The 25,998-nt window shown below is 71.9% G+C and carries 27 protein-coding genes; 14 read left to right on the top strand and 13 right to left on the bottom strand.

Annotated features, from left to right (window positions below):
• The first annotated feature begins 116 nt into the window (after window positions 1–116).
• The 4 genes from Q0116_RS10205 to Q0116_RS10220 all read left to right on the top strand — a co-directional run bounded on the left by Q0116_RS10205 (window position 117) and on the right by Q0116_RS10220 (window position 4,583).
• A complete protein-coding gene (locus Q0116_RS10205) occupies window positions 117–1,703 on the top strand; it encodes a heme-binding protein (RefSeq protein WP_297887659.1) in 1,587 nt (528 codons plus the stop codon).
• A gap of 94 nt (window positions 1,704–1,797) precedes the next feature.
• On the top strand, window positions 1,798–2,262 hold the full coding sequence (locus Q0116_RS10210) for a universal stress protein (protein ID WP_297887661.1): 465 nt from the start codon (window positions 1,798–1,800) through the stop codon (window positions 2,260–2,262).
• Window positions 2,263–2,311: 49 nt separating this feature from the next.
• On the top strand, window positions 2,312–3,562 hold the full coding sequence (locus tag Q0116_RS10215; RefSeq protein WP_297887664.1) for a DHH family phosphoesterase: 1,251 nt from the start codon (window positions 2,312–2,314) through the stop codon (window positions 3,560–3,562).
• Between the two features lie 4 nt (window positions 3,563–3,566).
• On the top strand, window positions 3,567–4,583 hold the full coding sequence (locus Q0116_RS10220) for a carbohydrate kinase family protein (protein ID WP_297887667.1): 1,017 nt from the start codon (window positions 3,567–3,569) through the stop codon (window positions 4,581–4,583).
• A 34-nt stretch (window positions 4,584–4,617) separates the two neighbouring features.
• Here Q0116_RS10220 and Q0116_RS10225 read toward each other — a convergent pair whose 3' ends face one another.
• From Q0116_RS10225 to Q0116_RS10240, 4 genes are all read right to left on the bottom strand, one after another.
• Entirely contained in the window at window positions 4,618–5,520 is a 903-nt protein-coding gene (locus Q0116_RS10225; RefSeq protein ID WP_297887671.1) for a DUF106 domain-containing protein, read from the bottom strand.
• 110 nt (window positions 5,521–5,630) lie between these two features.
• Entirely contained in the window at window positions 5,631–6,254 is a 624-nt protein-coding gene (locus Q0116_RS10230; protein ID WP_297887674.1) for an adenylate kinase, read from the bottom strand.
• Window positions 6,255–6,304: 50 nt separating this feature from the next.
• Entirely contained in the window at window positions 6,305–6,883 is a 579-nt protein-coding gene (locus tag Q0116_RS10235; protein WP_297887678.1) for a GNAT family N-acetyltransferase, read from the bottom strand.
• The gene (locus Q0116_RS10240) at window positions 6,880–7,248 is read right to left on the bottom strand and encodes a universal stress protein (protein ID WP_297887680.1); all 369 of its coding nucleotides are present in this window, start codon (window positions 7,246–7,248) and stop codon (window positions 6,880–6,882) included. The genes Q0116_RS10235 and Q0116_RS10240 overlap by 4 nt, the downstream gene beginning before the upstream one ends.
• A gap of 90 nt (window positions 7,249–7,338) precedes the next feature.
• Here Q0116_RS10240 and Q0116_RS10245 point away from each other — a divergent pair, with 90 nt between their 5' ends.
• A complete protein-coding gene (locus tag Q0116_RS10245) occupies window positions 7,339–8,112 on the top strand; it encodes a DUF5806 family protein (protein ID WP_297887682.1) in 774 nt (257 codons plus the stop codon).
• Complete coding sequence (locus tag Q0116_RS10250; protein ID WP_297887685.1) at window positions 8,109–9,809, top strand: ATP-binding protein; 1,701 nt, start codon at window positions 8,109–8,111, stop codon at window positions 9,807–9,809. Before Q0116_RS10245 ends, Q0116_RS10250 begins: the two co-directional genes overlap by 4 nt.
• Before the next feature lie 35 nt (window positions 9,810–9,844).
• On the opposite strand, the gene Q0116_RS10255 is transcribed toward Q0116_RS10250, so the two are convergent.
• The 7 genes from Q0116_RS10255 to glyA form a co-directional block, all read right to left on the bottom strand.
• A complete protein-coding gene (locus Q0116_RS10255) occupies window positions 9,845–11,566 on the bottom strand; it encodes an aldehyde ferredoxin oxidoreductase family protein (protein ID WP_297887688.1) in 1,722 nt (573 codons plus the stop codon).
• Window positions 11,567–11,927: 361 nt separating this feature from the next.
• A complete protein-coding gene (locus tag Q0116_RS10260) occupies window positions 11,928–12,176 on the bottom strand; it encodes an AbrB/MazE/SpoVT family DNA-binding domain-containing protein (protein ID WP_297887690.1) in 249 nt (82 codons plus the stop codon).
• A gap of 79 nt (window positions 12,177–12,255) precedes the next feature.
• Window positions 12,256–12,798, bottom strand: a complete 543-nt coding sequence (locus Q0116_RS10265) for a metallophosphoesterase (protein ID WP_297887693.1) — start codon at window positions 12,796–12,798, stop codon at window positions 12,256–12,258.
• Between the two features lie 36 nt (window positions 12,799–12,834).
• Complete coding sequence (locus tag Q0116_RS10270) at window positions 12,835–13,836, bottom strand: ornithine cyclodeaminase family protein (RefSeq protein WP_297887696.1); 1,002 nt, start codon at window positions 13,834–13,836, stop codon at window positions 12,835–12,837.
• A gap of 58 nt (window positions 13,837–13,894) precedes the next feature.
• Window positions 13,895–14,137, bottom strand: a complete 243-nt coding sequence (locus Q0116_RS10275; RefSeq protein ID WP_297887699.1) for a hypothetical protein — start codon at window positions 14,135–14,137, stop codon at window positions 13,895–13,897.
• A 189-nt stretch (window positions 14,138–14,326) separates the two neighbouring features.
• Window positions 14,327–14,737: a DUF3054 domain-containing protein gene (locus tag Q0116_RS10280; RefSeq protein WP_297887702.1), complete on the bottom strand. Its 411-nt coding sequence runs from the start codon at window positions 14,735–14,737 to the stop codon at window positions 14,327–14,329.
• 77 nt (window positions 14,738–14,814) lie between these two features.
• Entirely contained in the window at window positions 14,815–16,062 is a 1,248-nt protein-coding gene (glyA, locus tag Q0116_RS10285; RefSeq protein WP_297887705.1) for a serine hydroxymethyltransferase, read from the bottom strand.
• A gap of 252 nt (window positions 16,063–16,314) precedes the next feature.
• On the opposite strand from glyA, the gene Q0116_RS10290 reads away from it, so the two are divergent.
• From Q0116_RS10290 to Q0116_RS10310, 5 genes are all read left to right on the top strand, one after another.
• Window positions 16,315–17,136: a transcriptional regulator TbsP gene (locus tag Q0116_RS10290; protein ID WP_297887708.1), complete on the top strand. Its 822-nt coding sequence runs from the start codon at window positions 16,315–16,317 to the stop codon at window positions 17,134–17,136.
• Window positions 17,137–17,294: 158 nt separating this feature from the next.
• On the top strand, window positions 17,295–18,986 hold the full coding sequence (locus Q0116_RS10295; protein ID WP_297887711.1) for a YcaO-like family protein: 1,692 nt from the start codon (window positions 17,295–17,297) through the stop codon (window positions 18,984–18,986).
• A gap of 95 nt (window positions 18,987–19,081) precedes the next feature.
• Window positions 19,082–19,420 (top strand): cupin domain-containing protein, encoded by a 339-nt coding sequence (locus tag Q0116_RS10300; protein WP_297887713.1) that lies wholly within the window; start codon window positions 19,082–19,084, stop codon window positions 19,418–19,420.
• Between the two features lie 183 nt (window positions 19,421–19,603).
• The gene (locus tag Q0116_RS10305; RefSeq protein WP_297887716.1) at window positions 19,604–20,881 is read left to right on the top strand and encodes an aminotransferase class V-fold PLP-dependent enzyme; all 1,278 of its coding nucleotides are present in this window, start codon (window positions 19,604–19,606) and stop codon (window positions 20,879–20,881) included.
• A 279-nt stretch (window positions 20,882–21,160) separates the two neighbouring features.
• Window positions 21,161–21,754, top strand: coding sequence for a response regulator (locus Q0116_RS10310; protein ID WP_297887719.1), 594 nt, complete (start codon window positions 21,161–21,163; stop codon window positions 21,752–21,754).
• Window positions 21,755–21,818: 64 nt separating this feature from the next.
• On the opposite strand, the gene Q0116_RS10315 is transcribed toward Q0116_RS10310, so the two are convergent.
• Complete coding sequence (locus Q0116_RS10315; protein WP_006112886.1) at window positions 21,819–21,980, bottom strand: hypothetical protein; 162 nt, start codon at window positions 21,978–21,980, stop codon at window positions 21,819–21,821.
• A gap of 113 nt (window positions 21,981–22,093) precedes the next feature.
• Between Q0116_RS10315 and Q0116_RS10320 the strand changes: the two genes are divergently transcribed.
• From Q0116_RS10320 to Q0116_RS10330, 3 genes are all read left to right on the top strand, one after another.
• Window positions 22,094–23,203, top strand: a complete 1,110-nt coding sequence (locus tag Q0116_RS10320; RefSeq protein WP_297887724.1) for an NADH:flavin oxidoreductase/NADH oxidase — start codon at window positions 22,094–22,096, stop codon at window positions 23,201–23,203.
• 92 nt (window positions 23,204–23,295) lie between these two features.
• Entirely contained in the window at window positions 23,296–24,549 is a 1,254-nt protein-coding gene (locus Q0116_RS10325; RefSeq protein WP_297887727.1) for an enhanced intracellular survival protein Eis, read from the top strand.
• A 77-nt stretch (window positions 24,550–24,626) separates the two neighbouring features.
• A complete protein-coding gene (locus tag Q0116_RS10330) occupies window positions 24,627–25,463 on the top strand; it encodes a hypothetical protein (RefSeq protein WP_297887730.1) in 837 nt (278 codons plus the stop codon).
• Window positions 25,464–25,494: 31 nt separating this feature from the next.
• Here Q0116_RS10330 and Q0116_RS10335 read toward each other — a convergent pair.
• Window positions 25,495–25,998, bottom strand: a 504-nt coding sequence (locus tag Q0116_RS10335) for a sugar phosphate isomerase/epimerase (protein ID WP_297887732.1), incomplete at its 5' end; no start/stop codon positions are given.

Here is a 25,998-nt window from a genome sequence, read left to right on the forward strand (position 1 = left end):
CGCGGGACCCGCGACCGTGGTTCCGTTTCCGGCGCGCGGGACCCGCGACCGTGGTTCCGTTTCCGGCGCGCGGGACGACCCGCAAACCCCTAAGTCGCGGGGCCCCAACCCGAGGTATGGTCGAGGCTCCACAGACCGCCGAAGGGTGGTTCTCGCTTCACGACTTCCGCTCGATCGACTGGGACGCCTGGCGCGACGCGCCCGAGTCCGAGCGACGGCGGGCGATCGAGGAGGGCGAGGCCTTCCTGAAACACCGCGAGCTGGTCGCCGACGCCGATGACGGGGAGTCGGCGCTGTTCTCCGTGCTGGGACACAAGGCGGACTTCCTCTGTCTCCATTTCCGCCCGTCGCTCGACGATCTCTCCGCGATCGAGCGCCGGTTCGAGGACACCGCGCTCGCGAAGTTCACCGAGCGCGAGACCTCCTACGTCTCCGTCACCGAGGTGTCCGGGTACGTCTCGGACGACTACTTCGAGGAGGGCGCGGACGCCGTCGACGAGGGGCTGCGCCGCTACATCGAGGGGAAGCTGAAGCCCGAGATCCCCGACGACGAGTACGTCAGCTTCTACCCGATGAGCAAGCGCCGCGGCGAGGAGCACAACTGGTACGACCTCGACTTCGAGGAGCGCGCCGACCTGATGGCGGGCCACGGCGAGGTCGGCAAGGAGTACGCGGGGAAGATCAAGCAGGTGATCGCCTCCTCCGTCGGCTTCGACGACCACGAGTGGGGCGTCACGCTGTTCGGCGCGGACCCGACCGACATCAAGGACATCGTCTACGAGATGCGGTTCGACCCGGCCTCCTCGCGCTACGGCGAGTTCGGCGACTTCTACGTCGGCCGCCGGTTCCCGCCGCGCGACCTCGACGCCTTCCTCGCGGGCGAGACGGTCCCGACCGGCCGCGTCACGGAGCGGGACAGCGCCGGGCACCCCCACGGGGAGGAGAGCGGCCACGGTGAGGGCGGTCACCACGGCGACGACGGCCACGGCCGCGACGAGGGCCACGAGCGCTCGGGCGCTGGCGGCGGCTCCGCCCACGGCGACCACCCCCACGGCGAGGACGGCGGCAGCGAGGGCGACCACCCCCACGGCGACGAAGAGGCCGGCGACGGGGCCTCGGACGAGGAGATCCGCGGCGAGCTCGCCGACCTCGACATCTACGCCGGGAAGCCCCACGGCGAGGACGTGTACGCCACGGTGCTGTACAGCGAGGCCGACGTGGGCGAGCTGTTCGACGAGGTCGAGGGGCTCCGCGGCAACTTCGACCACTACGGCACCCACGTCAAGACCGCCGTGTACGAGGGGCGCCACACCGACCGCGCCGCAGTCGTCTCCATCTGGGACACGGCGTCGGCGGCCGAGACCGCGGGCGGCTTCCTCTCGGAGCTGCCGGACATCGTCGCCCGCGCCGGCGAGGAGTCCGGCTTCGGCACGATGGGCATGTTCTACACCGTCAAGCCAGACTACCAGACGGAGTTCGTCGAGACCTTCGACGACGTCGGCGACCTGCTCGCCGAGATGGACGGCCACGTCGAGACGGACCTGATGGTGAACACCGAAGACGAGAACGACATGTTCATCGCCAGCCAGTGGAACGCGAAGGAGGACGCGATGGGCTTTTTCCGCTCCGACGAGTTCTCCGAGACCGTCCAGTGGGGCCGCGACGTGCTCGCCGACCGCCCGCGCCACGTCTTCTTGGCGTAGGCCGGTCGGCCGCTCGGCGAGCGCCGGTCCCCCGCCGCCCGGTCCCCTTCGCCGACCGCCGGGTTTTAGGTGTCGTTGCGGCGAACGACCGGCCATGTTCGACACCATCGTGGTCGCGACCGACGGCTCCGACAGCGTTCAGCGGGCCGTCTCGGTCGCGGTCGACGTGGCGGCGCGGTTCGACGCCGAGGTCCACGCGGTGTACGTCGTCGACGCCGGCGAGGTGGAGTCGTCGCCCGACACGGTCCGCGACGACCTCCGCGACGCCCTCGACGACGAGGGACGCGACGCCCTCGACCGCGTGTCCGGCGCGGCGCACGACCGCGACGACGACCTCGACGTGACGATCGAGGTCCGCGAGGGGCGGCCGGCCTCGGAGATCGACGCCTACGCGCGGTCGGTCGACGCCGACCTCGTCGCGATGGGCACCCGCGGCCGCCACGGCGAGAACCGCTTCCTCATCGGCTCCGTCGCGGAGCGCGTCGTCCGGACCTGCCCGGTCCCGGTGTTGACGGTGCGGCAGCTGACCGAGGAGGACCCGCGGCGGACGACGATCTGAGCGCCCGCGAGAGCGGCGGAGTTTTCCGGCTGCCGCCCGGCACGACGGTATGGACGACGACCTCATCGAGACGGGGGACGCCCCCCGATCGCGGTACACGAAGCTGCCGGGGAAGGGATTCTTCTACCCGGACTCGCTGGACGACGAGCGCGCGGAGCGGCGAGCGCGGGAGACGATCGAGGGGAGCGAGGCGGTCGTGATCGCCGACGGCGACGCCGACGGCCTCGCCTGCGCCGCGATGATCCGCGAGGCGTACGACGCCGCCCTCGACGTCGCGCCCTTCGAGGACGCCATCGCGGCCCGGCTGGATGACGAGCGCGAGGGGGACGAGGCGGCCGAGACCGCGGGCGACGTGGCGGACGACGAGGATCCGCTCGAGGACGCCCACGCGCAGTCCTCGGTCGGGCTGCTCTCCGCGGGCCCGTACTCGATCGACACCGCGCTCGAACGCGTCGCCGCGCACGCCGACGACGGCATCGACCTGTTCGTCTGCGACCTCTGTCCCGACGACTACGAGTGGATCGCGGAGCCGCTCGAAGAGCTGGCGGACTCGACCGACGCGATCCGCTGGTTCGACCACCACCAGTGGGACGACGAGACCGCGAGCGCGGTCCGCGAGGCCGGCGTCGACCTCGTCGTCGGCGAGTCGGACGAGGAGTGCACCGCCGACGTGACGCTCCGCTCGCTGGGTCGTGAGTTCGACGACCGCTGGGCCGAGCTCGCCGCGGTCACGCGCGACCACGACCTCTGGCTCAAGGAGGACCCCCGCTCGGACGACCTCGCCGACTACTCCTACTGGGCGGGCGCCGAGGAGTACGCCGCCGTCGTCGGCGCGTACGGCGTCGACCTCCCCGAGGCGGTTCGGTCGTTCGTCTCGGAGCGACGGGTCGAGAAGGAGGCGCGCATCGACCTCGCGGTCGACCGCGCGGTCACCCACGAGGTCGGCGACTGGCGCGTCGCGGTCACCTACGGCCGCTGCTCGCAGAACGAGGTCGCGGAGCGGCTCCGCGAGGCGGGCGCGGACGCCGCCGTGATCGTCAAGCCAGCGGGGTCGGCCTCGATCCGCGGCTCCGACGACTTCCGGCACGCCCACGAGGTCGCCGGGCGCGTGAACGGCGGCGGGCACCCGCAGGCGGCGGGCTGTAAGCCCGACATCTACGACGACATGCTGGACTACGCCCACCACTGGAGCACCGAGGGACAGGCGTGTCAGCGCGTCATCCTCGCGGCGTTCGAGGCCGTCGCCGAGGAGGTCGCGGCCGAGGAGCGCGACGCCGACGAGGCCGAAGCGGCCGAGTAGGCCGATGGCCGACGTCCTCGTGGCCGGCGAGACGCTCGTCGACTTCGTGCCCGCCCCCGGCGAGACGCCGGGCGAGGTGGACGGGTACGCTCACCGCCCCGGCGGCGCGCCCGCCAACGTCGCGGTCGGGCTCGCCCGGCTCGGCTCGCCGCCCGCGTTCTGGACGCGCCTCGGCGACGACGCGTTCGGCGCGTTCCTCGCCGAGACGCTCGCGGACGAGGGGATTCCAGAGACCCACGTCGAGCGCGTCGCGGGGAAGACGACGCTCGCGGTGGTGTCGCCGCCCGGCGAAGACGGGCCGCGGTTCGCCTTCTACGGCCCCCGCGAGGCGACGTTCGGGTTCGACCCGGAGGCGGTGCCGACCGAGGCGCTGCGGGGCGCCGACGACGCGGCGTCGCCGGCGGGGACGGGCGCGCCGCCGTGGGTCCACCTCGGCGGCGTGGCGCTGACGCACCCGCGGGGGCGGGCGGCCACCCGCGAGCTCCTCGCGGCGGCGGCCGCCGCCGGCTGCCCGGTCTCGTTCGACGTGAACTACCGGCCCGACCTCGTCCCGGACGACGCGACGGAGGCGGCGTCGGCCGCGGTCCGCGAGGCGGTCGCCGAGAGCGACGTCGTGCTGTGTAGCGACGAAGACGTCGCGGCGGCCGGGCTGTCGACGAACGAGGGGGAAGAGCTGGCGCACGACCTGCTCGCGCTCGGCCCACACACCGCCGTGGTCACGCTGGGGAGCGACGGCGCGCTCGCGGTCGGGACCGACGACGCGCCGTGGGGGCCCGCGACGGTCCGGCACGGCGGGTTCTCGGTGGCGGCCGTCGACGCGACCGGGGCGGGCGACGCGTTCACGGCGGGGCTGCTCTCGCGGCTCGCCGAGGGATCCGGAGCCGACCGCGAGGGGGAGCCGCTCCGCGACGCGGTCGCGTTCGGCAACGCGACCGCCGCGCTGTCGGTCCGGTCGGTGGGCGGCATGGGGTCGCTGCCGTCGCGCGACGAGGCGGCGGCGTTCCTCGCGGAGCGGGAGTGAGAGAGGCAGGAGTGGTCGAGGGGCGCCGCGTCGCCTACGAGGCGGACGGCGACATCTCGATGTTGAGGCTCTTCTGGACGAGCTGGGTGAACGCCATCGAGCAGAGGAAGTACCAGAGGATCCACATCTGGATCGGGCCGACGATCCCCGTGTCCCACGTGACGGTGCCCGCGAGCGGAACGACGAGCTCCTGGGCGGCGACGGCCGGATACGCGGCGTCCGAGCCGCGGTAGCCGATCACCCAGAACATCCAGAGGAACGCCGGGATGGTGAGGAACATGATCCACACCATCGGGCGGAACTGCTCTTTGAACATGCCGAGCTGGTCGCCCATCGCCTCCATCTGCTCCTCCTGGATCTCGTCGAGCGCCTCGTCGTCGTCGCGCTCCTCCGCCGCCTTCCGGCGCTCCTGGATGTCCTTCATCCGCTCCTGGTACGCGCCCATCTTCTCCATGTCCATGAGCCCGGCGCGCAGGAGCGTCGAGTACAGCCCCGTGCCGAGCGCGATGACCATGATCACCACGTAGAAGGGGACGACGTTCAGGAGGGGGCCGAGGACGACGTCGATCCCGCCGGCGATGGCGTTCCGGACCGGGCTGACCGCGTAGCCGACGAACGCGCCGAGCGTCGCCACGCCGGCGAGCTTGTCCCACTTCGACCAGGTGGTCGTCTCCGGCGTCTCCACGTCGCTGCCGCCCGAGTCGTCCTCCATCCCGGCCTCGATCTCGTCGCGGTCGGCCAGCGCGAACCCCTCGTCGCCGTCGACGAGGACCTCCTTCTCGATGAGCCGGCCCCACTGCCCGCTGGTGATCTGGTCGCGGACGTCGACCCAGCGCACCTCGCCGCCGCTGGCGTTGTCGAGGACCACTTGGATGGCGTCCCGCATCTCGCCGTCCTCCCGGACGAGCGAGCGGACTCGCCGTTCGACTTTACTCATTAGCGGTCGGTTAGCGGTCGACGGTTAAGAACCTTGTAGGATCGTCGCTCGGCGACGGCGCGGATCGATCCGCGGCGGCGACGCCGATCAGTTCGCGGCGACGGCGCGGATCAGTTCTCGACGACGTCGCGGATCCGGTCGAAGACCTCGTCCGGGGTCGCCTCGCCGTCTACCTCGACGAGCACGCCCTCGTCGCGGAAGTGGTCGACCACGGGCTCGGTGTTCTCGTAGAACACCTCGAGGCGCTCGCGGGCCGTCTCCTCGGTGTCGTCCTCCCGCTGGACCAGTTCGCCGCCGCACTCGTCGCAGACCCCGGGCTCTTCGGGCGGCTGGAAGTCGACGTGGAAGTTCGCGCCGCAGTCGTCGCAGACCCGGCGGCCGGTGAGCCGGTCGACGAGCACCTCCTCGTCGACGTCGAGGAGGATCACGGCGTCGAGGTCCGTAATCGAAGAGAGGAACTCCGCCTGCTCGAGGTTGCGCGGGTAGCCGTCCAGCACGAACCCGTCGGCGTCGTCGAGCGCGGCCTCGACGATCTCGTTGACGACCGGGTCGGGGACCAGTTCGCCGGCGTCCATGAACGACTTCGGCGTCCCGAACTCCGTCTCCATCTCCTTGTTCGCGCGGAGCGCGTCGCCCGTCGTGACGTGCTCGACGCCGTACTCGTCGGCCAGCTTCGCGCTCTGCGTGCCCTTCCCGGCTCCGGGGGCCCCCAACAGCAGAATTCGGTGACTCATACCGAAGCGGTCGCGGGCCGTCCGTAAAGGCTTGAAGATTCCGGCCAACCCTACTCGTCGCCGTCGGCCGCGGCGGACTCCTCCGTCGCCCCGTCGTCGGCGCGAAGTCGGAGCCCCATCTCCAGTTCGAAGCTCTCCGCGTCGGAGGTCTCGAAGCCGATCTTCTTGTACAGGGAGACGGCGGCGCGGTTCCACCGCTCGACGGTGAGCCACACCTTCCGGACTCCGTTCGCCTGCCCGTGGCCGAGCAGGCCGCGGATGAGGTGCGTCCCGACCCCGGCGCGCTGGTACTCCTGGTGGACGAAGATCGCCAGCTCGTAGGCGTCGCCGTCGGGGACGAGCGTCGCGTGGCCGGCCGCGTCGCCGCCGCACCAGGCGATCACGTTGTAGCAGTCGTCGGCGAGGATCGCGTCGAGCCACTCGCGGATGCGCTTCTCGCCGCCGGGCGGGATACCCTGCGCGCGGTCGGCCGGGTCGAAGGTGTCGTACATCTCCACGAGCGTCTCGTGGTCGGCCTCCGTCCCCTCATACGGGCGGATCTCGATCTCGCGGTCCTCGCGGTCGGTGAACGCGGTCGGCGGCGGCGGGAACTCGTCCGCCACCGCGTCAGGGTAGCGTCGGTCGCTCATCTGACCAGCGTGACCGACGTCTTCGCGTTCAACAGGACGAACTCCGCGATCGGCCCGATCGTGATCTTCCCCATCGGGCTCGTGTGTCCGCCGCCGAGGACGATCTCCTCGAACGCCTCCGTCTCGGCGATCTCCACCAGTCGGCTGCCGGGGTCGCCCTCGACGCGTCGTACCTCGGCGTCGATCCCCGCGTCGTCGACGGCCGCCTCGGCGCGGTCGGCGACCGCGTCCGGGGCGACCGACGAGTCGTCGTTGTCCACGACGGCGATCGTCAGGTCGTCGTTCGCGACCGCCGCCCGCTCGACCGTTCGGTCGAGCGCGCGGAACGAGTCGTCGCTGCCGCCGATCCCGCAGAGCACCTTCATGTGCCACCCCTCCACGCGACGATACAAAAGTGGATCTCCGAGCGGGCGGCCACCGACAAGCCTTTTGTTCGCCCGTGGAGTTTCAGACGTATGAGCGATCAGACCGATCCGCCGGCCGACTCGCCCGGCGGATCGGACGACCCCGCCGGGGACCGAACGCCGCCCGAGGAGGGCGGACCGGACGGGGACGAACCGGCTGACGCCCCCCGGAGTGACGAAGCGACCGAGGAGCCGTCGACCGCGGATCCGGACGCGAGCGACGCGGACCGGTCTGTGACCGATCCAGACCAGACCGCGACCGACGAGGAGGACCGGTCCGCGACCGACGAAGGCGTCCCCCGGGACGTCCGAAAGTACGAGCGGTTCCAGAAGATGGACGGGGCGCGCTACGAGCGCGTCAACGAGTTCCTCCGCGACCGGACGTACATCACGGCCCGCGAGTGGGCGATCGCGCGGCTCTGCGCCGACTTCCGCACCGAGACCGGCGTCGAGATGACGAAGATCGGCGAGAACCTCCCCGAGCTCGTCCCCTTCATGACGGACACGTACACGCCGCAGGCGGTCAACCAAGCGCGCTACTCCTTCGAGGAGAAGGTGACGAAGGCGGGGGCGACGTTCCTCTACGGCGCAATGTCCGGGTTCTTCACCGCCGAGGACTTGGACGAGATGATGTACGAGGTGACGGAGGTCGCGAAGTTCCTCCTGGAGGTCGAGGGCGTGGACCTCGCGGTCGCCGACGAGCTGGAGGCCGAAGACAAGATCAGCGAGGTGATGCGCGACGTGCGGGCCTCCTCCGCGGACCTCCGCGGCGAGGAGGTCCGGTGCCCCGAGTGCGGTCACGTCCACGAGCCGACGGAGGAGTGATCATGAACCGCTTCCCGGGGGCGATCGACGCGACGCCGGACCCGACGCTGGTCGTCGACGGCGACGGCGTCGTCCACGCCGGGACCCCGAGCGTCGAGTCGGTGTTCGGCCTCGACCCGGCGGAGCTCGCGGGCCGGCCGATCGACGAGGTGTTCGAAGACCCGACCGAGCTGGACTGGGGGAACGCCCCGTCGATGGCGCCCTTCGAGGGCGGCGAGAACGGAGAGAACGGCGGCGGTGAGGGCGACGACGGCGAGGGCAGGGACGACGAGGAAGTCGACCGAACCGACGAACCGGGGAACGCGGGGGAGTCCGAGCTCCGACACGACGTCGCGGCACTGATCGAGACGACGCGGGCCGGCGAGGCGCGGTCGCTGGCGGACGGGTTCGAGCTGGCCGTGCGCCGCGGCGACGACGTCCTCGTGCCGGTCCGGGTCAGCGTCGGGCCGTTCGAGCTCGACGGCGAGCCGTACGCGGTCGTCACGGCGATAGACGTCTCGAACGAGCGGACGCGGCGGCTGGCGCTCCAGCGCCGCACGGAGACGCTCGAATCCCTCCACGAGGCGACCCGGGAGCTGCTGAAGACGACCGACAAACGGGCGGCCGCCGAGGCGGCGGTGTCGTACGTCGAGGACGTGTTGGGCCACCCGATCGCCGGGATCTGGCTCCACGACGAGGACGGCGACGCCCTGGAACCGGTCGTCTGGACCGACAGCGCCGATGCGGTCGTCGGGGACCACCCGACGTTCGCGGCCGACGAGCCGAGCATCACCTGGGACGTCTTCGAGAGCGGCGAGCCGACGTACGTGGCGGACGTCCGCGACGACCCCGACCGGTACAGCGACGGCGCCGCGATCCGGAGCGAACTCGTCGTCCCGCTCGGCCGCTACGGGGTGTTGAACGTCGGCGCCACGACCGCCGAGGCCTTCGACGACTCCGACCTGGCGATCGCGCGCATCTGGGCGGCGACGGTGACGATGGTGCTCGTCCGGATCGAGCGGGAGCGCCAGCTCAAGCGCCGCGAGGCGGAGGTGTCCCGCGAGCGCGACCGGTTGGAGGAGTTCGCCAGCCTCGTCTCCCACGACCTGCGCAGTCCGCTCAACGTCGCCGCCGGGAACCTCGAGATCGTCACCGACCGGCTCGCCGAGGAGTCGATAGACGCCGCGGAGCTGGGGGCGGTGAAGCGCTCGCTCGACCGGATGGACGCGCTCATCGAGGACCTGCTCGCGCTGGCGCGGCAGGGCGCGGGCATCGACGAGACCGAGCCCGTGGCCCTGTCCGACCTCGCCGCCGAGTGCTGGACCACCGTCGACACCGAGTCGGCGACGCTGTCGGTCGAGACGGAGACCGCCGTCGCCGCGGACCGCAGCCGCCTCCGGCAGGCGCTGGAGAACCTCTTCGGCAACGCGGTCGAGCACGTGGGCCCCGACGTCGCGGTCGCGATCGGCGCGCTCGACGGCGGCGACGGGTTCTACGTCGCGGACGACGGCCCGGGGATCGACCCGGATCGCCGCGACGAGGTGTTCGAGGCGGGGATGACGACCGACCCGGAGGGGACCGGGTTCGGGCTGAAGATCGTCGCCGAGGTCGCGGAGGCGCACGGGTGGACGGTCGCGCTCGTCGAGAGCGAGGGCGGCGGCGCGCGGTTCGAGTTCCGCGGCGTCGACCTCGACCCGGGCGACGCGAGCGGCGAGTAGGCGGGCGAGAGGCGACCGCGCGCCGAGCGCGCCCGTCAGTCGTCGGCGGTCGCCGCGCTCGCCGGGTCGAGCCCATCGCCGTGGCCGGGCACCGTGCCGTCGTCGTTCCAGCCGCGGAGCGCGTAGTACTCCGACAGCGCCGCGTCGAACCCCTCGATCGCGTCGGCGTACGGGAGAGTGTCGTCGCGCCGGTCGAAGCCGCGGGCGTTGTTGAACGCGCGCTCCAACTCGACGACCCGGGCGCCGAGCGCCTGGAGGTCGTCGTAGTCGGCGTCGAGGAGGGCGGCGAGCCGGTCGTCGGTCACCGTGCCCCGCGAGAACTTACAGACGACCGCGGAGTCGAGGACCGCGTTGCGGTTCTCCTTCGCGACGAGCTTCGGCGGCTTCCCGTCGAGCCCCTGCGGGTCGAACGCCTCGTCGGGGTCGACGAGCGGGTACTCGTACGGGTAGAACTCACCGTACATGTGGTCCGCGCCGCGGTTCGCGGTCGCGAACGCGAGCCCCTGGCCGTTCAGCGCGCGGCCGTCGTGACCGGAGAACGCCATCCCCTTCACCGTCCAGTCGTCCGCGCCGAACTCCTCGTGGGCGCGGTGGACGCCCTCCGCGAGCTTGTCGCCGACCCCCTCGCGGTAGGCGATCTGCTCCACGAGCGACCGGACGAGGTCGGCGTTGCCGAACTCGTCTTCGCTCTCTAAGAACATCGAGACGACGTCGCCACAGGAGATGGTGTCCATCCCGAGCTCGTCGCACAGCTCGTTGGCGCGCATCACGTCGACCACGTCGTCGACGCCCGCGTTCGAGCCGAACGCCATCACCGTCTCAAACTCCGGCCCCTCCGTCTCGACGCCGGTCGCCTCGTCGCGGGTGGGGAGCTTACAGGCGAACGCGCACTGCGAGCAGGTGGCTTTCTTGTACTTCTTCTCCTCGACGCGGTCGCCGGAGATCCCCTCGACGCCCTCGAAGGAGGTCTCCGCGAAGTAGTACGACGGGAGCGCGTCGACCTCGTTCGCGAGCTCCGTCACGCTCGTCGTCCCTTGCCGCTTCATGATCGAGTCGGAGGTGGCCGCCTCCCGATGGACCTCCCCCGCCTCGTCCGGCCAGTCGAGGTCGATCTCGGGGGCCACGTCGCCGGCGAACGTGAGCGCCTTCACTCCCTTCGAGCCGAGCACCGCGCCGAGCCCGCCGCGCCCGAACGCCCGCGTGTCGGAGGTCATGATCGAGGCGAACCGGACCTCGTTCTCGCCCGCGGGCCCGACGCAGGCGACGTGCTCGGGCTCCAGCTCGTGCGTCTCGGCGAACCGATCGGAGACCGCAGACACCTCGGTCTCCGCCAGGTCGTCGACCGCCTCGAAGGTCACGTCCGGCTCGCCGTCCGGGCCGATCTCGCGGACGTGGACCGCGAGCAGCTCGTCGCTCGCCCCCACGAGCTCGACGGCGGCGTACCCCGCGCCGGTGAAGTTTCGCGAGAGGAACCCTCCCGCGTTCGACGAGCAGAGCCCGTTCGTGAGCGGCGAGAGGCCCGTGGCGGCCATCCGCCCGGTGTAGGAGGTCGTCGAGTACTGCATCGGCCCCGTCGAGAGGAAGAGCCGGTTCTCCGGGCCGAGCGGGTCGGCGTCGAACGGGATCCGGTCGTACGCGAGCGACGTGTTGAGCCCGCGGCCGCCGACGAACGACGCCAGCCGGTCGTCGATACGGGTCGTCGACGCGGTCCGCTCCGTCAGGTCGATCGTGAGGAGCGGCCCCTGTGCGTGTCTCATGGGCGTACGGAGCGAGCGGGCGGCGATAAAACTCGGGGTAGAATCGCGGTTTGAATTTCCGTTAGCTGCGGTGCGATCGGTTGTAAAACGTGCGGTCGGCGCGTGCCGGTGAGCGCCGCACCGCGGCGCGAACCGCACGCGCGAGGGACGCCGCGAACGCCCGTAGGGCGTGAGCGACGAGGCTGGGGAGGCGTGAGGTGTGTGGGGCTTCGGGGGGTGTTTGTTGTAGATGTACTGCCGATCCTTGTAACTGAGCAGCTGGGTCTTCGGAAGGGTTCATCGCGTCGTCGGTAGTGTATCAATGACCATCGAGAGAATCCCAGATACGCTGATAAATCTACCACGTCGATCTGCGTTCTCTCTACCACTCGGCCCCGAACTCGGCCTCCGCTTCGACAGCGTTTGTCTCGCCGGCATCCACGGGCTCAAAATCGTCGAATACGCCCCCGTGTTGCTGGACGATCTCGACTGAAAGCGCACCGTCTTCGTCGGTCGCCCACCGACGTTTGTCACCCGGTTCGATGTCGAGACTTCGGCGGATGTCGGACGGAATCGTAACCGTTCCTCGGTCGGTGACTCTGGTCTCCTTGGGTTCGTTTTCGACGGTCATACGCGAACATGCCGGCTTCGATCAGTCATCTGTTTTTCCGTATTTTAGATGCCGCAGCAGATGGGACGTGATACTGCCGTCAAGTTCGCATTCGGCCGTCGAGGACGTGGTGCGTCACGGCCTCGACGCCGGACGCCGCCGTGTCGAGCGTCGCGACATGGAACGCGTCGTCCGCGCCGTCGACCGGAATCGGGAGCCCGCCGGGGTTCACGCGGACGGTCCCGCCGCGCGCCTCGACGCCGTGCGCGTGGGTGTGCCCGTGGAGCACGTAGTCGTAGTCGCCGCAGTCGACGAGCGCGTCGACGAGGACTTCGCTCGTGCCGTGGGTGACCGCGACGTCGACGGCGTCGCTCGCCCCGTCGCCGTCGCCGAACGAGAGCGCGGCGGCCTCGCCGTGGTATTCGCCGAACTCCTCGACGGTCGACTCGACCGCCCACTCGCCGTCGTTGTTCCCGCGGACCGCGTGGAACGCGAAGTCGGCGTCGAACGGTGTCGCGGAGAAGGGGGCGACGAAGTCGCCGCAGTGGACGACCGCGTCGACCCCCTCGCGCTCGAACAGCGAGACGGCCGCTTCGACCGCGGTCAGGTCGTCGTGCGTGTCGGAGACGATGCCGATCAGCATACCGGCCGGTCGCCGCGGCGCCACTTCAACCCCCGCCTACTCGCCCGTCAGCGCATCGCTCGCGGGCGCGAGGTCGATGGTCTGCCCGCGGCCCGCCTCGCTCGCGCGCTCGTAGAGCATGTGCGCGGCGGCGACCGTCTCGACGCCGGTGCCGCCCGAGTCGAAGACGGTCACCTCGTCGTCGCTCGTGCGGCCCCGATGGTCGCCCGCGACGACCGCGCCGAGGTCGGCCGCGATCCCTTCGCCCTCTTCGATCAGGCCGGCCTCAACCGCGGCGAGGTACGAGCCGGCGTCCTGCGCCGCGCGCGCTCGGAGGTCGGGGACGTAGGTGGCGCGCGCGACGAGCTCGGGCGGGAGCTCGTTCTTCGCCGGGTCGTACTGCCCCATCGCCGTGACGTGCGTCCCCGGCTCCACGTCGCCGTCGGCGATCACGGGCTCGCTCGCGGTCGTCGCGGTGATGACGACGTCCGCCCCGTCGAGCGCGGCGCTCGCGCTCTCGACCGCGGCGACGTCGGCGGCGAGTCGCTCGTCGAAGTCGGCGGCGAACGCCTCGCGGTTCTCCGGGGTCGGCGAGAAGACGCGGACCGCCTCGAACTCGCGGACCGTGGCGGTCGTCGCGACCTGCCCGCGCGCCTGCGCGCCGCTGCCGATCACGGCGAGTTCGGTCGCGTCCTCGCGGGCGAGCGCGTCGACCGCGACCGCGCCCGCGGCGCCGGTCTTGAACGGGTTCATCGACGCGCCGTCGAGGAGCGCGAGCGGCGCGCCCGACTCGGCGTCGAACAGCGGCGTCATGAACCACGCGTCGCCCGCGCCGAAGCCGGCGGAGTAGGCGTAGCCGCCCATGGCTCCCGTCTCCGGGAGGACGGCGGCGTAGGTGGTGAACATCCCCGGCGGCTCGCGGTTGAACAGCTTCGTCCGCGGCTCCGCGGGCGCTCCCTCGCCGACCTGCCGGTACGCGTCGCGCACGGCGGCGACGTAGTCGGCCGGCGCCGCGAGGTCGTCGACCGCGGAACTCGAGAGGAACAGGGCGTCGGTCATGCCCGGTCACTCGGGGCGCGGGGACTAAACGGTACAGGACGCGGCGACCCGTCGGGGATCAGACGGACGACCGACCGCCACGCCCGCCCTCGCCGCGGCCGGAACGAGTCGCGTCCGCCCGCGCGTCGCCGTCGCCGACTGGGGCCCTGACGAACATCGCGTGGGCCATCACGGTGGCGGCGGCCACCGCGCCCGCGGGCAACGCCGACGTCACGGACAGTCCGACCAGGGTGAGGAGGGCGGTCACACCGATCAACGCTGCCGGGATGAGCCCGAGGACGTAGTCGTAGTATCCAGTCATGCTCCCGTTGAATACTAGTCGAAAATCGATATTAAATCTTTCCCGTGGTTCGGAGGTAGTTCGTAGGTGAACACTGCGAAGTAACTCGTAACTTATGAGCGGTTCGAGACCGCACCGGCGCGAGTCGAGGTCGCGGTGAGGAGGAAGCGGGAGCGGTCCGCGTCGGAAACTGCGGGGCGAGGAGCGGGTCTACCGGAGCCGGAAGTAGAGGGCGCGCCAGCCGCCGAGGGCGACGGAACCCAACACGAGCATGACGGCGGCGAAGGTGAGTTCGGCCCCGCCGCGGAAGACGAACGCGCGCAGCGCGAGTCCGACGACCGCGGCCGGGATCCACGACCGGACCACGAGCGGCACCGAGGACTTCGCGGTCTCGACCGCGCCGGCGGAGTAGGCCCCCACGAGCGGGGCGATTGCGACCCAGCCGATCAGGAAGGGCGCGTACACGCCCGGGAGGTACAGTGGGTTCGCCGTGAGGAACTCGACGGTGGTGTGGTTGAGCGTCCCGACGGTCAGTAACAGGATCAACGCGATCAGGTCCCCGACGGCGAACGGTACGGCGCCGCGGTCGAGGCGAGCGGCGAGAAACGGCGGAGCGTCCATACCGACTCCTGCGAGCCGCCCCCACTTTTACGCACGGATTCGTCCGCGCCGGCGCGGTCCCGCGACGGCGCGGTCGGTTACTCGTACAGCGGGTGCGCCTCGCAGAGCTCGACGACCCGCTCGCCGACCTCGTAGATGACGTCGTCGCTGTCGACGTCGTCGACGACCCGGTAGATCAGCTCGCCGACCTCCTCGATCGCGTCGGCGTCGAAGCCGCGGGTGGTGAGCCCGGCGGTGCCGGCGCGGATCCCCGAGGGGTCGAACGGCGAGCGCGTCTCGCCGGGGACCGTGTTGCCGTTGAGGACGATGTTCGCGGCGGCGAGCGCGTCCTCGGCGTCCCCGCCCGAGAGGTCGGGGTGCGAGTCGCGCAGGTCGGCCAGCACGAGGTGGTTGTCGGTCCCGCCGGAGACCAGGGAGAGGCCGTGCTCCTGGAGCGTCTCCGCGAGCACCTCGGCGTTGTCGACGACCCGCTGGGCGTACTCCTCGAACGAGGGGTCGAGCGCCTCCTTGAAGCCGACCGCCTTGCCGGCGACGTTGTGCATCAGCGGGCCGCCCTGTCCGCCGGGGAAGACGGCGGAGTCGATGTCGTCCGCGAACTCCGCGTCGCACATCACGATCCCGCCGCGGCCGGCGCGGATCGTCTTGTGGGTCGAGCCGGTGACGAAGTCGGCGACGCCGACCGGCGAGGGGTGGACGCCGGCCGCGACGAGCCCGGTGATGTGGGCGATGTCCGCGAGGTGGTAGGCGTCGACCGCGTCGGCCGCCGCCTGGATCCGCTCCCACTCGACGGCCCGCGGGTACGCGGAGTAGCCCGAGACGACGATGTCGGGGTCGAACTCCTCGGCGACCTCGCGGAGCCCCTCGTAGTCGATGTACCCCGTCTCGGGGTCGACCTCGTACTGCTCGACGTCGTACAGCTGCCCCGTGAAGTTCGCGGGGTGGCCGTGCGAGAGGTGGCCGCCGTCGTTGAGCTTCAGCGAGAGGATCTTGTCGCCCGGTTCGAGGACGGAGTAGTACACCGCCTGGTTCGCCTGCGTGCCGGAGTGCGGCTGGACGTTGACGTGGTCGGCGCCCCACAGCTCCTTCGCGCGCTCGATCGCCAGCTCCTCGACCTCGTCGGCGTACTCGCAGCCGGCGTAGTAGCGCGAGCCGGGATAGCCCTCGGCGTACTTGTTGGTGAGGACGCTCCCCTGCGCCTCCAGTACCGCCTCGCTCACGTGGTTCTCGCTCGCGATCATCGCGAGCGTCTGCTCCTGTCTGTCGCGCTCGCCCGCCAGCGCGTCGGCGACCGCCGGGTCGACCTCCCGGACGTGCTCGTTGTCCATGTAGAAACGGGGGCACGACCGCGCATTAATCCTTCTGTCGCCGTCGGGAAGTGCCGCTGCCGCGCCCGCCGGCGCCCCTCCGCGCCGACGGCCACGGGCCGCGATCCGGGGGCGAAACCGTCGATCTGTCGACCGGATCGCTGACGGAGCTCATCCCTCGTTTTCGGCGGTTTGAAGCCCTCTACGCGTGTTGTTCGAGCCGAGAACCCCGTTAATATTAAATACGCAACCGACTTTTATACCGAGAGACAAATGGTATCGAATTTACTCGCGGCTGACGTCGAGGCGGCGCTCGACGCGGCGTTCGCCGGGGACGACGAAGAGCTGCTCGTCGTGGACCCCTCCGCGGAGACGATCGTATCGCTTATCGAGACGGCCGTCGGGCGGGACGACCTCCCGGGGCTGTCCGTGCTCGCGGACGAGCGAACCCTCAAGGACGTGCTGGACGACTTCGTCGTCGCGTCCCGGGCCGCGGACCTCGTCGCGGACGGGGCCTTGGACCTCCGGGTGCTGGACGGGGCGGTCGACAACGCGCTGTTCGTCTCGCCGTCCCGGGTGGTCGCGCTCGTCACGGCGGGCGACGGCGTGGCCGCGCTCTCGACGGACGACGGCGAGTTCGTCGGCGAGGTGTACGAGACGCACCGCGGCGCGTTCGAGGACGCGGAGCCGTACACGCTCCGCACGCCGGCGATCAGCCGCGTCCGCGAGACACTGGAGTCCGAAATCGGCACCGCGGCCCGCGCCGACTTCGACGCCGTCCTCGCCGCCACCGAGCGCGACGACGGGGCGGACCTCGACGAGGTGACCGTCTCGCTGCTCGTCGCGGCGAAGAACGACGTGCTCCTCTACGACATCTCGAAGTGGGGCGAGGACGTCGGCATCGCGTCGAAGGCGACGTTCTCCCGGACGAAGACGCGGCTCGAGGACCTCGGGATCATCGACACGGAGAAGGTCCCGATCGACGTCGGGCGACCGCGGCTCCGCCTGAAGCTCGGCGACGAGCGGCTCCGCGGCATCGACCCCGAGGCGCTCGCCGCCGAGGCGGCCGAGATGATGGCCGCGACGCCCGCCTGACCGCCCGCGCTCGCCGTCTCCGTCTCTCCGCGGCCGCTCCGCCTCCCTTCTCTCTCCGCGACTCGTCCGTCTCGCCGCTCGCGTCTCACTTCTCTGTCCGTCGCTCCCCGCCCGCCGCGGACCCGCGGCTTTTTTTCGCCCCCTCGCGTCGACCGGGTATGGATATCGGAGTTGTCGGCGACGGTCCCGCGGTCGAGGCCGTCGAGGCCGCGCTCGCCGACGTCGACGTGAACGCGATGCCCGTCGAGGCGGACCTGCTCGACGGGTTCGACGCCGCGGTCGTCGTCGACACCGCCGGCTCGTCGACGTTCGCGGCCGCGAACGAACTGCTCGACCGGTGGGTCGCCGTCGAGGTGGGCGGGCTCGGCGGCGTCCCCCTCGCCGACCTCGACGCCGCCGTGACGGTCTTCGACGACGCCTGCTACGACTGCCTGCGCGCCCGCGTCGAGAGCGGCGGGCCGGAGCCGGCCGACGCGCCGACCGGCCGCCGGTCCGCCGTGCGCTACGCCGGCGCGGTGGCCGGGCGCCGGATCATCCGACTGCTCGCCGGCGACCCGGTGGCGGACACCGTCGTCGAGGTGCCCGGCAGTGAGCGGTACCTCCTGCCCGTGCCCGGCTGCGGCTGCGGCGTCGACCCCGGCGACGCGCTGCCGCGCGAGCACGTCGACCGCGGCCTCGACGAGACGCTCGACCGGGCGGAGCGCGCCGTCGACCCCCGGATCGGCGCGCTGCGCGAGGTGGGCGAGCAGGAGTCGTTCCCCGTGCCGTACTACGTCGCGCGGGTCGCCGACACGACGCCGTTCTCCGACGCGGACGCGGCCGACTTCGGCGGCGGCGCGGCCGCCGACTGGGACGCCGCGTTCATGAAGGCGCTCGGCGAGGGGCTAGAGCGGTACGCGGCGGGGATCTACCGCGAGGCGTCGTTCACGCGCGCGCCGGCCGCGAACGTCCCGAACCCGGTCACGCCGGACGCGTTCGTCCGGCCCGACGGCGCCGAGGCGTACGACCGCGACGACCGGCTCCCGTGGGTCCGCGGCGAGCGCCTCGGGACGGGCGAGCCGGCGAGCCTCCCGGCGGAGTTCGTCGGCTTCCCGCCGCCGGAGCGGCGGTACCGCCCGCCGATCACGACCGGGCTCGGCCTCGGGAGCTCGGGGCCGGACGCCGCGCTCTCCGGGTTGTACGAGACGATCGAACGCGACGCGACGATGACCGGCTGGTACTCCACGACGGAGCCGCTCGGGCTCGACGTCGACGACCCCGCGTTCGCCGAGCTGGAGAAGCGGGCGCGGGCGGAGTCGCTGTCGGTGACGCCGCTGCTCGTCACGACCGACGTGGACGTGCCCGTCGTCGCGGTCGGCGTCAGCCGCGAGGGCGACTGGCCGCGGTTCGCCGCGGGGTCGGGGGCCGACCTCGACCCGACCGCGGCGGCGCGGAGCGCGCTCGCGGAGGCGCTCCAGAACTGGACCGAGCTCCGCTCGATGGGCCGGGAGGCGGCCGACGAGCAGGGGGCCGCGATCGGCCACCACGCCGACCTGCCCGCGGAGACGGCGGCGTTCTTCGACCCGGACGCGACCGTCTCGGCCGAGGGGCTCGGGGAGCCGGCGCTTTCGGGGGCCGAGGAGCTGGCGGCCGTCGTCGACCGCGTCGAGGGCGTCGGGCTCGACCCGTACGTCGCCCGGGTGACGACCCGCGACCTCGCGGCGCTGGGGTTCGAGGCCGTGCGGGTGCTCGTCCCGAGCGCGCAGCCGCTGTTCACCGGCGACCCGTTCTTCGGCGAGCGCGCGAGCGCGGTGCCGCGCTCGATGGGGTTCGAGCCCGCGCTCGACCGCCCGTACCACCCGTTCCCGTGACGACGCGCGCCCGGTGACGCGGGCGGTGGACCCAAGCCCCGGCGTCGGCTGCCCGTGCACGCGGATTTAGGTGGCTCGGGGTCGCGGAGGTCCGTATGGACGTCGTACCCGACGCGGACGTGGAGGCGGTCGAGGCGGTCGACGGCGTGTTCCTCACGCAGGGCGCCGTCGGCGAGGACGTGAGCATCCAGCGGTTCGAGATCGAACCGGGAGAGACGGTGCCCGAACACGACCACCCGCACGAGCAGATCGGGCTGGTGACGGCCGGGAGCCTGACGTTCCTCGTCGACGGCGAGGAGCGCGTCGTCGCGGCCGGCGACACGTACGTGATCCCGGGCGACGAGCCGCACGCGGCCGAAAACCGCGGCGACGAGCGCGTCGTCGGCTACGACATCTTCTCGCCGCCGCGGGCGAACCCGGACTGGGAGGAGTAGGCGGCCGCGGGAGTCGTCGGTTGGGGGCGAATCCGAGGGGACCGAGGCGGCCCGGAGCCCGCGTCGCCGCGGGGCGGATCGGGGTCGTACCCCGCCGCGGACCGGCCGATTCCCCGCGTCCGCGATACCCGCAAGACGTACCGGACCGAAGGTGTGTTAGTGCTCGGGGCCCGACAACAGGTAATGGGAGTTCACGAACAGTACCCGTTCGACGTGGAGGCGCTCCGCGCCGACTTCCCGATCCTCGATCGACGGGTCGGCGGCGACCCGGAGACGGCGGGACAGGGCGAGGCCGACGACACCCCGCTCGTCTACCTCGACAACGCGGCCACCTCGCACACGCCCGACCCGGTCGTCGACGCCATCTCCGACTACTACCGGAGCTACAACGCGAACGTCCACCGGGGGATCCATCAGCTGAGCCAGGAGGCCTCGGTCGCGTACGAGGAGGCCCACGACGCCGTCGCCGAGTTCATCGGCGCGGCGGGCCGCGAGGAGATCGTCTTCACGAAGAACACGACGGAGGCGATGAACCTCGTCGCGTACGCCTGGGGGCTCGAGGAGCTCGGCCCCGGCGACAACGTCGTCCTCTCGGAGATGGAGCACCACGCCTCGCTCGTCACCTGGCAGCAGATCGGCAAGCGGACGGGCGCCGACGTGCGCTTCATCGACGTCACCGACGGGGGACGGCTGGACATGGACCACGCGGCGGAGCTGATCGACGACGACACCGAGATGGTGTCGGTCGTCCACGTGTCGAACACGCTCGGGACGATCAACCCGATCGGCGAGCTGGCCGACTTGGTCCACGAACACGACGGCTACATGTTCGCCGACGCCGCGCAGTCGGTGCCGACGCGCCCGGTCGACGTCGAGGAGTTGGGCGCCGACTTCCTCGCCTTCTCCGGCCACAAGATGTGCGGCCCGACCGGGATCGGCGTCCTCTACGGCCGCGAGGAGATCCTCGAGGACATGCAGCCGTACCTCTACGGCGGCGACATGATCCGCCGGGTCTCCTTCGAGGACTCCACCTGGGAGGACCTGCCGTGGAAGTTCGAGGCCGGAACGCCCTCCATCGCGCAGGGGGTCGGCCTCGCGGCCGCGATCGAGTACCTCGAGGAGCTCGGCATGGACCGGGTCAAGGCCCACGAGGATCTACTGGCCGAGTACGCGTACGACGAGCTCGAGTCGCTCGGCGGCGTCGAGATCTACGGCCCGCCGGGCGACGACCGCGGGGGGCTCGTCGCGTTCAACGTCGAGGGCGTCCACGCCCACGACCTCTCCAGCATCCTCAACGACTACGGCGTCGCGATCCGCGCCGGCGACCACTGTACGCAGCCGCTCCACGACGAGATGGGCGTCGCCGCCTCCGCGCGCGCCTCCTTCTACTTCTACAACACCGTCGAGGAGGTCGACGCGCTCGTCGACGCGGTCCGCGAGGCCCGCGACCTGTTCGCCTGAGGCCCCTCGGGCGGCGGCGTTCGACCGGCCCCGCCGGTGGCGTTCGACGCCGCTCGCCCGAGACCACGCGCTGCTCGCAGCGGTCGCGCACCGATCCGAGATCGATTCGCCGTACGACGGAGTATTTTCGTCGAATACTACCGGATAATCACGTTTGAGGGCGTGACAACGGTGATCGCGGAATTATTATCCCCTTCCCGCCGCAACCATTGTTCGAAGAAGAATTACCACTGTCGTAGTAAGTTGTCCCCCGTCGAGTCGTCGCCCGCCCTACAACGCATGACCGACCACACACCACCGCCAGCCGACACGCGCGCAGACGCGACCGCAGCCGCCGATCGAACCGAGACGAGCCCGGACGGAACCGAGAAACCCCGCGAGGCTCCGATCGTCGTCCTCCAGGTCGAGCCGGACGCGCGCTCCGCCGAGCTCATGGAGGCGTTCGCGTCGCGACACACCGACCGCGTCCGCGTCCGCTCCGTCGAGAGCCTGGCGGCCGCGCTCGACGCGCTCGAAGCGGGCGTCGAGGTCGGTGGCGAGCGGGTCGCGGTCGACTGCGTCGTGACCGAGCAGCTGCTCCCGGACGGCGACGGGCTCGACCTCACCGAGCGGCTGCGCGGGGCGGGCAGCGGGCTCCCGGTCGTCTTCCACACGACGTGTCCGGGGGACGAGCGCGAGGCGGCGGCGTTCGGCGCCGGCGCGGACGCGTACTTCGAGAAGGGGGCCGACCGCGGTCGGTACGACGCGATCCTCGATCGGATCCGCGCGCTCGTCGACGAGCGCCGGGGCCGCGCGGGCGACGCGAAGGGAGCGGCCGTTGCGACGCCGCGGACGCCGGACCCGACGCTGGCGTCGCTGCGTTCGGAGGAGTGACGTCGGCGTCGGAGGCGGCGTGGGCGCGGTATGGCCCGACGCGCTGAGCGTCGACTGCGGTCCGTTACCGTTTCAGATCGACCGTGAGGTCGGTCGCGATCCACGCGTCGGTGTTGCCCTGTTCGGCGAAGACGGTCCGCTCCTGCGAGCAGCGGGTCGCGGCGACGGTCGGTCGGTCGTCGGCCGCCGGCTCGGCGTCCCGCTCGATCCGGTCTCCCGTTGTCATTACACCCCGCTCAGGGGGCGGTGGTGTTATAGATTTCGGTCGGCCTAAACCATCGGCGGCGATCCGCGCGGGGGATCGGAGGGCCTTACGTGGCGGCGGTCGTTCGCCGACCCGTGACCGACACGCTGTTCACACCGCTCACGCTCCGCGACACCGAGATCCGAAACCGGGTGATGCTGTCGCCGATGTGCCAGTACTCCGCCGAGGGCGGGCTGGCGACCGACTGGCACCGAGTCCACCTCGGCTCGCGCGCCGCCGGGGGAGCCGGGGTCGTGATGACGGAGGCGACCGCGGTCGAGCCCCGCGGGCGGATCACGCCGGACTGCCTCGGGATCTGGTCCGACGAGCACGCCGAGGCGATCGAACCGATCGTCGAGTTCGTCCGGTCGCAGGGCGCGACGCCGGGGATCCAGCTGGCCCACGCCGGGCGGAAGGCGTCCCACCGACCGCCCGCCGAGGGGAGCGCTCCCATCCCCGCGGACGAGCCGGACGGGTGGGAGACCGTCTCCGCGACCGACGAGCCGTATCCGAGCGGCGACCGGGGCGACGGCGAGGGCGGCGAGCCGGCGACCACTCGACGGCTCGACGCCGACGGGATCGCGGAGGTGGTCGACGCGTTCGCGGCCGCCGCGGAGCGCTCGCGCGACGTCGGTTTCGAGGTCGCGGAGGTCCACGCGGCCCACGGCTACCTCCTCCACCAGTTCTGCTCGCCCGTCACCAACGACCGCGACGACGAGTACGGCGGGAGCTTCGAGGACCGCACGCGGCTCCTGCGCGAGGTCGTCGCCGCCGTCCGCGACGTCTGGCCCGACGGGAAGCCCGTGTTCGTCCGCATCTCGGCGACCGACTGGCTCCCGGACCGCGACTCGTGGGACGTGGACGACTCGGTGCGGCTGGCCCCGCTCCTCGCCGACGCCGGGGCGGACCTGATCGACGTCTCCGGCGGCGGTATCCACCCGGACCAGGAGCTCCCGGGCGCGGGTCCCGGGTACCAGGTGCCGTACGCCGAGGCGATCCGGGATGGGACCGACGTGCCCGTCGCCGCGGTCGGCGGGATCACGGAGCCGACCCACGCCGACGCGCTCGTGCGGAACGGGCGGGCCGACCTCGTGGCGCTCGGCCGCGAGCTGCTCCGGCACCCCCACTGGCCGCTGGAGGCCGCCCACGAGCTCGGCGCGGACGTCGAGTGGCCGGTGCAGTACCGCCGCGGCCGCTTCGACTGAGCGGCCCGCGCGGTCCATCGCGGCCGGCGGTGGCGTGCGAACCACACGCAGGGGCCGGGAACACTTATCCGGCTCCCGGCTGCCCTCGGCGTATGGGCGACCTCGACTACCGACCCTTCCCGGAGGAGCGCGAGGACGAGTTCAGCGCCTTCATGCGGTACGCCTTCTCCCCCGAGCGGGGGCCGTACGACCCCGAGGCCGACGACGACGACCGCGAACACCTCGCCGAGTACCGCGGGCTGTTCGACGGCGAGGAGGCGGTCGCGGTGTGCGGCCACCACGACTTCACGCTCCGGATCCGCGGGCGGGACCGCGACGCGGCCGGCCTCTCCGCCGTCGCGTCCCCGCCGGAACACCGACGCCAGGGACACATCGAGCGGCTCCTCCGCGAGTCGCTGACCGAGTACCGGGGTGACGACGTTCGATACTCGGTGCTGTGGCCCTTCGAACACGCGTTTTACCGTCGCTACGGCTGGGCGACGGTGAACCGGTATCGGTGGGTGAAGACGCCGCCCGAACAGCTGGCGTTCGCGGCCGACGCGACCGACGGCGGCGACGGGACGGGCGAGTTCCGGCGGCTGGACGCGGACGACCACGGGCGGGCCGCCGACCTCCTCGCCGCGACCGCGGACCGGTACGACTTCACGATGGCGCGGACGGCGGCGTGGTGGCGCGAGCACACTCTCCGCGGGTGGCAGACCGACCCCTTCGTCTACGGCCTCGAACGTGACGGCGACCTCCGCGCGCTGCTGTCGTACACGTTCACCGAGCGCGACGACGGTGACGGGAAGGCGATGGTCGTCTCCGACGCCGCCGTCGCCGACCCCGCCGACTGGGACCGCGTCTTCCGCTTCTGTCGGGACCACGACTCGCAGGTCGAGCGCGTCCGGCTCCGCCTCCCCGCGGACGTGAGCCTCCTCGACCGCGTCGACGACCCGCGAGCGGTGACCGAGGAGGTCCGCCCCGGGCCGATGTTCCGGCTCGTCGACGTCCCCGCGGCGCTGCGGGGCCTCGCTCCCGACCCGGCCCTCGACGCCGCGTTCACCCTCGCGGTCGACGACCCGCTCGTCGACTGGCACGACCGCCCGATCCGGGTGACGGTCGCGGACGGCGAGGTCGACGCCGAGCGAGTGGACGCCGCCGAGGCCGGAGAGAGCGACACCGACGACTCGGACGTGACCGCGGGGATCGGCGCGCTCTCGCAGCTGTACGCCGGGTACCGCGACGTCGACGACCTTCGGGCGCACGCCGCGCTGGACGTCGGCGACGGTCCCGGCGAGAGCCTCGCGGCCGACCTCGCCGCGCTCTTCCCGCCGCGGCGGACGTTCCTGCGCGAGGGCTTCTGACCGGCTGCGGTGCGGCCGGACGGGGCCGGGCGCGCCCGCTGCCGGGCTTTTTATCCGCGCGCGCCGTAGCGGGCGGTATGAGTTCCCGCGACCGACGCGACGACGACCTCGAGGAGCGGCTCGACGAGCTCGAGGACGTGCTGGGCGAGCTCCGGGCCGACCTCCGGGAGAGCGAGCGCGACCGCCGCGGTCCCCCGCGGCCGCCGCGGCTCTCGGAGCTCGTGCGGTTCACCGAGCAGTACACCATTCCGACTGTCATCGCGCTGCTGGAGACGACGATCAAGTCGCTCGAGCTGCTCCGGGGGACGCTCCGGCTCGCGGACCCCGGCCGGAGCGTCGCCGAGGGTGCGGAGGGGACGGGCGACCGCCTCGCGGACGTGCGCGACGGCGCGACCGCCGGGCTCTCGCGGTCGCTCTCGGAGCTCCGCACCGCGCTCTCGGAGGCCGACCTGCCCGAGGACGCCGCCTCCCGGTCTATCATCGGCGACGCGCGCGACCTCACCGCGGAGATCGAGTCCCGGATCGACGAGGGACGCCGGGAGGCGGACGCGGCGCGCGACCGGCGCGTGGGCGGCGACCGCGACGGCGGTCGGGACGCGCGGAGTCCGGACGACGCCGAGAGCCGGTCCGACGGCGACGGCGGCGCGAGTCCCGTCCAGATCGACGTGACGGAGCCGGGCGAGGACGACGCGGACGGGAGAGACGATACGGGCGACGACGCGGCCGACGAGGCCCCGGAGGTCGACGTCGAATCCGAGCTGGAGTCGATAAAGCGACAGATCGACAGCGACGAGGTCGACGCCGGCGACGACGCGCCCGGAGCGGACGGCGCGGACGACGCGCACGGAGCGAACGGCGGCGACGCAGACGGCGGCGACGCGGGCGACGAGGACGCGGACGACCGGTCGGCCTGAACGCGAACCGTCGGCCGGCTCGAACGCGATTTTAAAATTCGACGCCGAGCCCGTCGGCGACGCGCTCGGCCGAGTCGAGGAGCAACGCCTCGTCGTCGGTGAACACCTCTAGGGCGACCGTCCCGTCGAAGCCGTCGAGTTCGGACGCCACGAGCTCGTAGTCGACCTCGCCGGCCCCGACCGGGAGGTGGGTGTCCCCGCGGCGGCGCACGTCGTGGCAGTGGAGGTGCGAGACCCGGTCGCCGTGGCTCCGGAGGAACCGCCGTATCGCCTTGTTGCCGCCCTCCATGTACGCGTGGCCCACGTCGAAGCAGACCGGCGTGTCGGTCTCGCGCGCGAGGTCGCCGAGGACCGAGAGCTGGAGCCCCGCGTGCTGGTGGCCGACGTTCTCGACGACGACCTCGACGCCCGCCTCGCGACCGGCGTCCGCCACCCGGCGCAGCTGGGCGGCGGCCGTCTCCCGGAAGTCCACGTCGTCGCGGTCGGCGGAGGTGGCGTGGAGGACCGCCTTCGCCGCGCCGAGGTCGCCCGCGGC

Source organism: uncultured Halorubrum sp. (assembly GCF_937146585.1).
Classification (GTDB): Archaea; Halobacteriota; Halobacteria; order Halobacteriales; family Haloferacaceae; genus Halorubrum; species Halorubrum miltondacostae.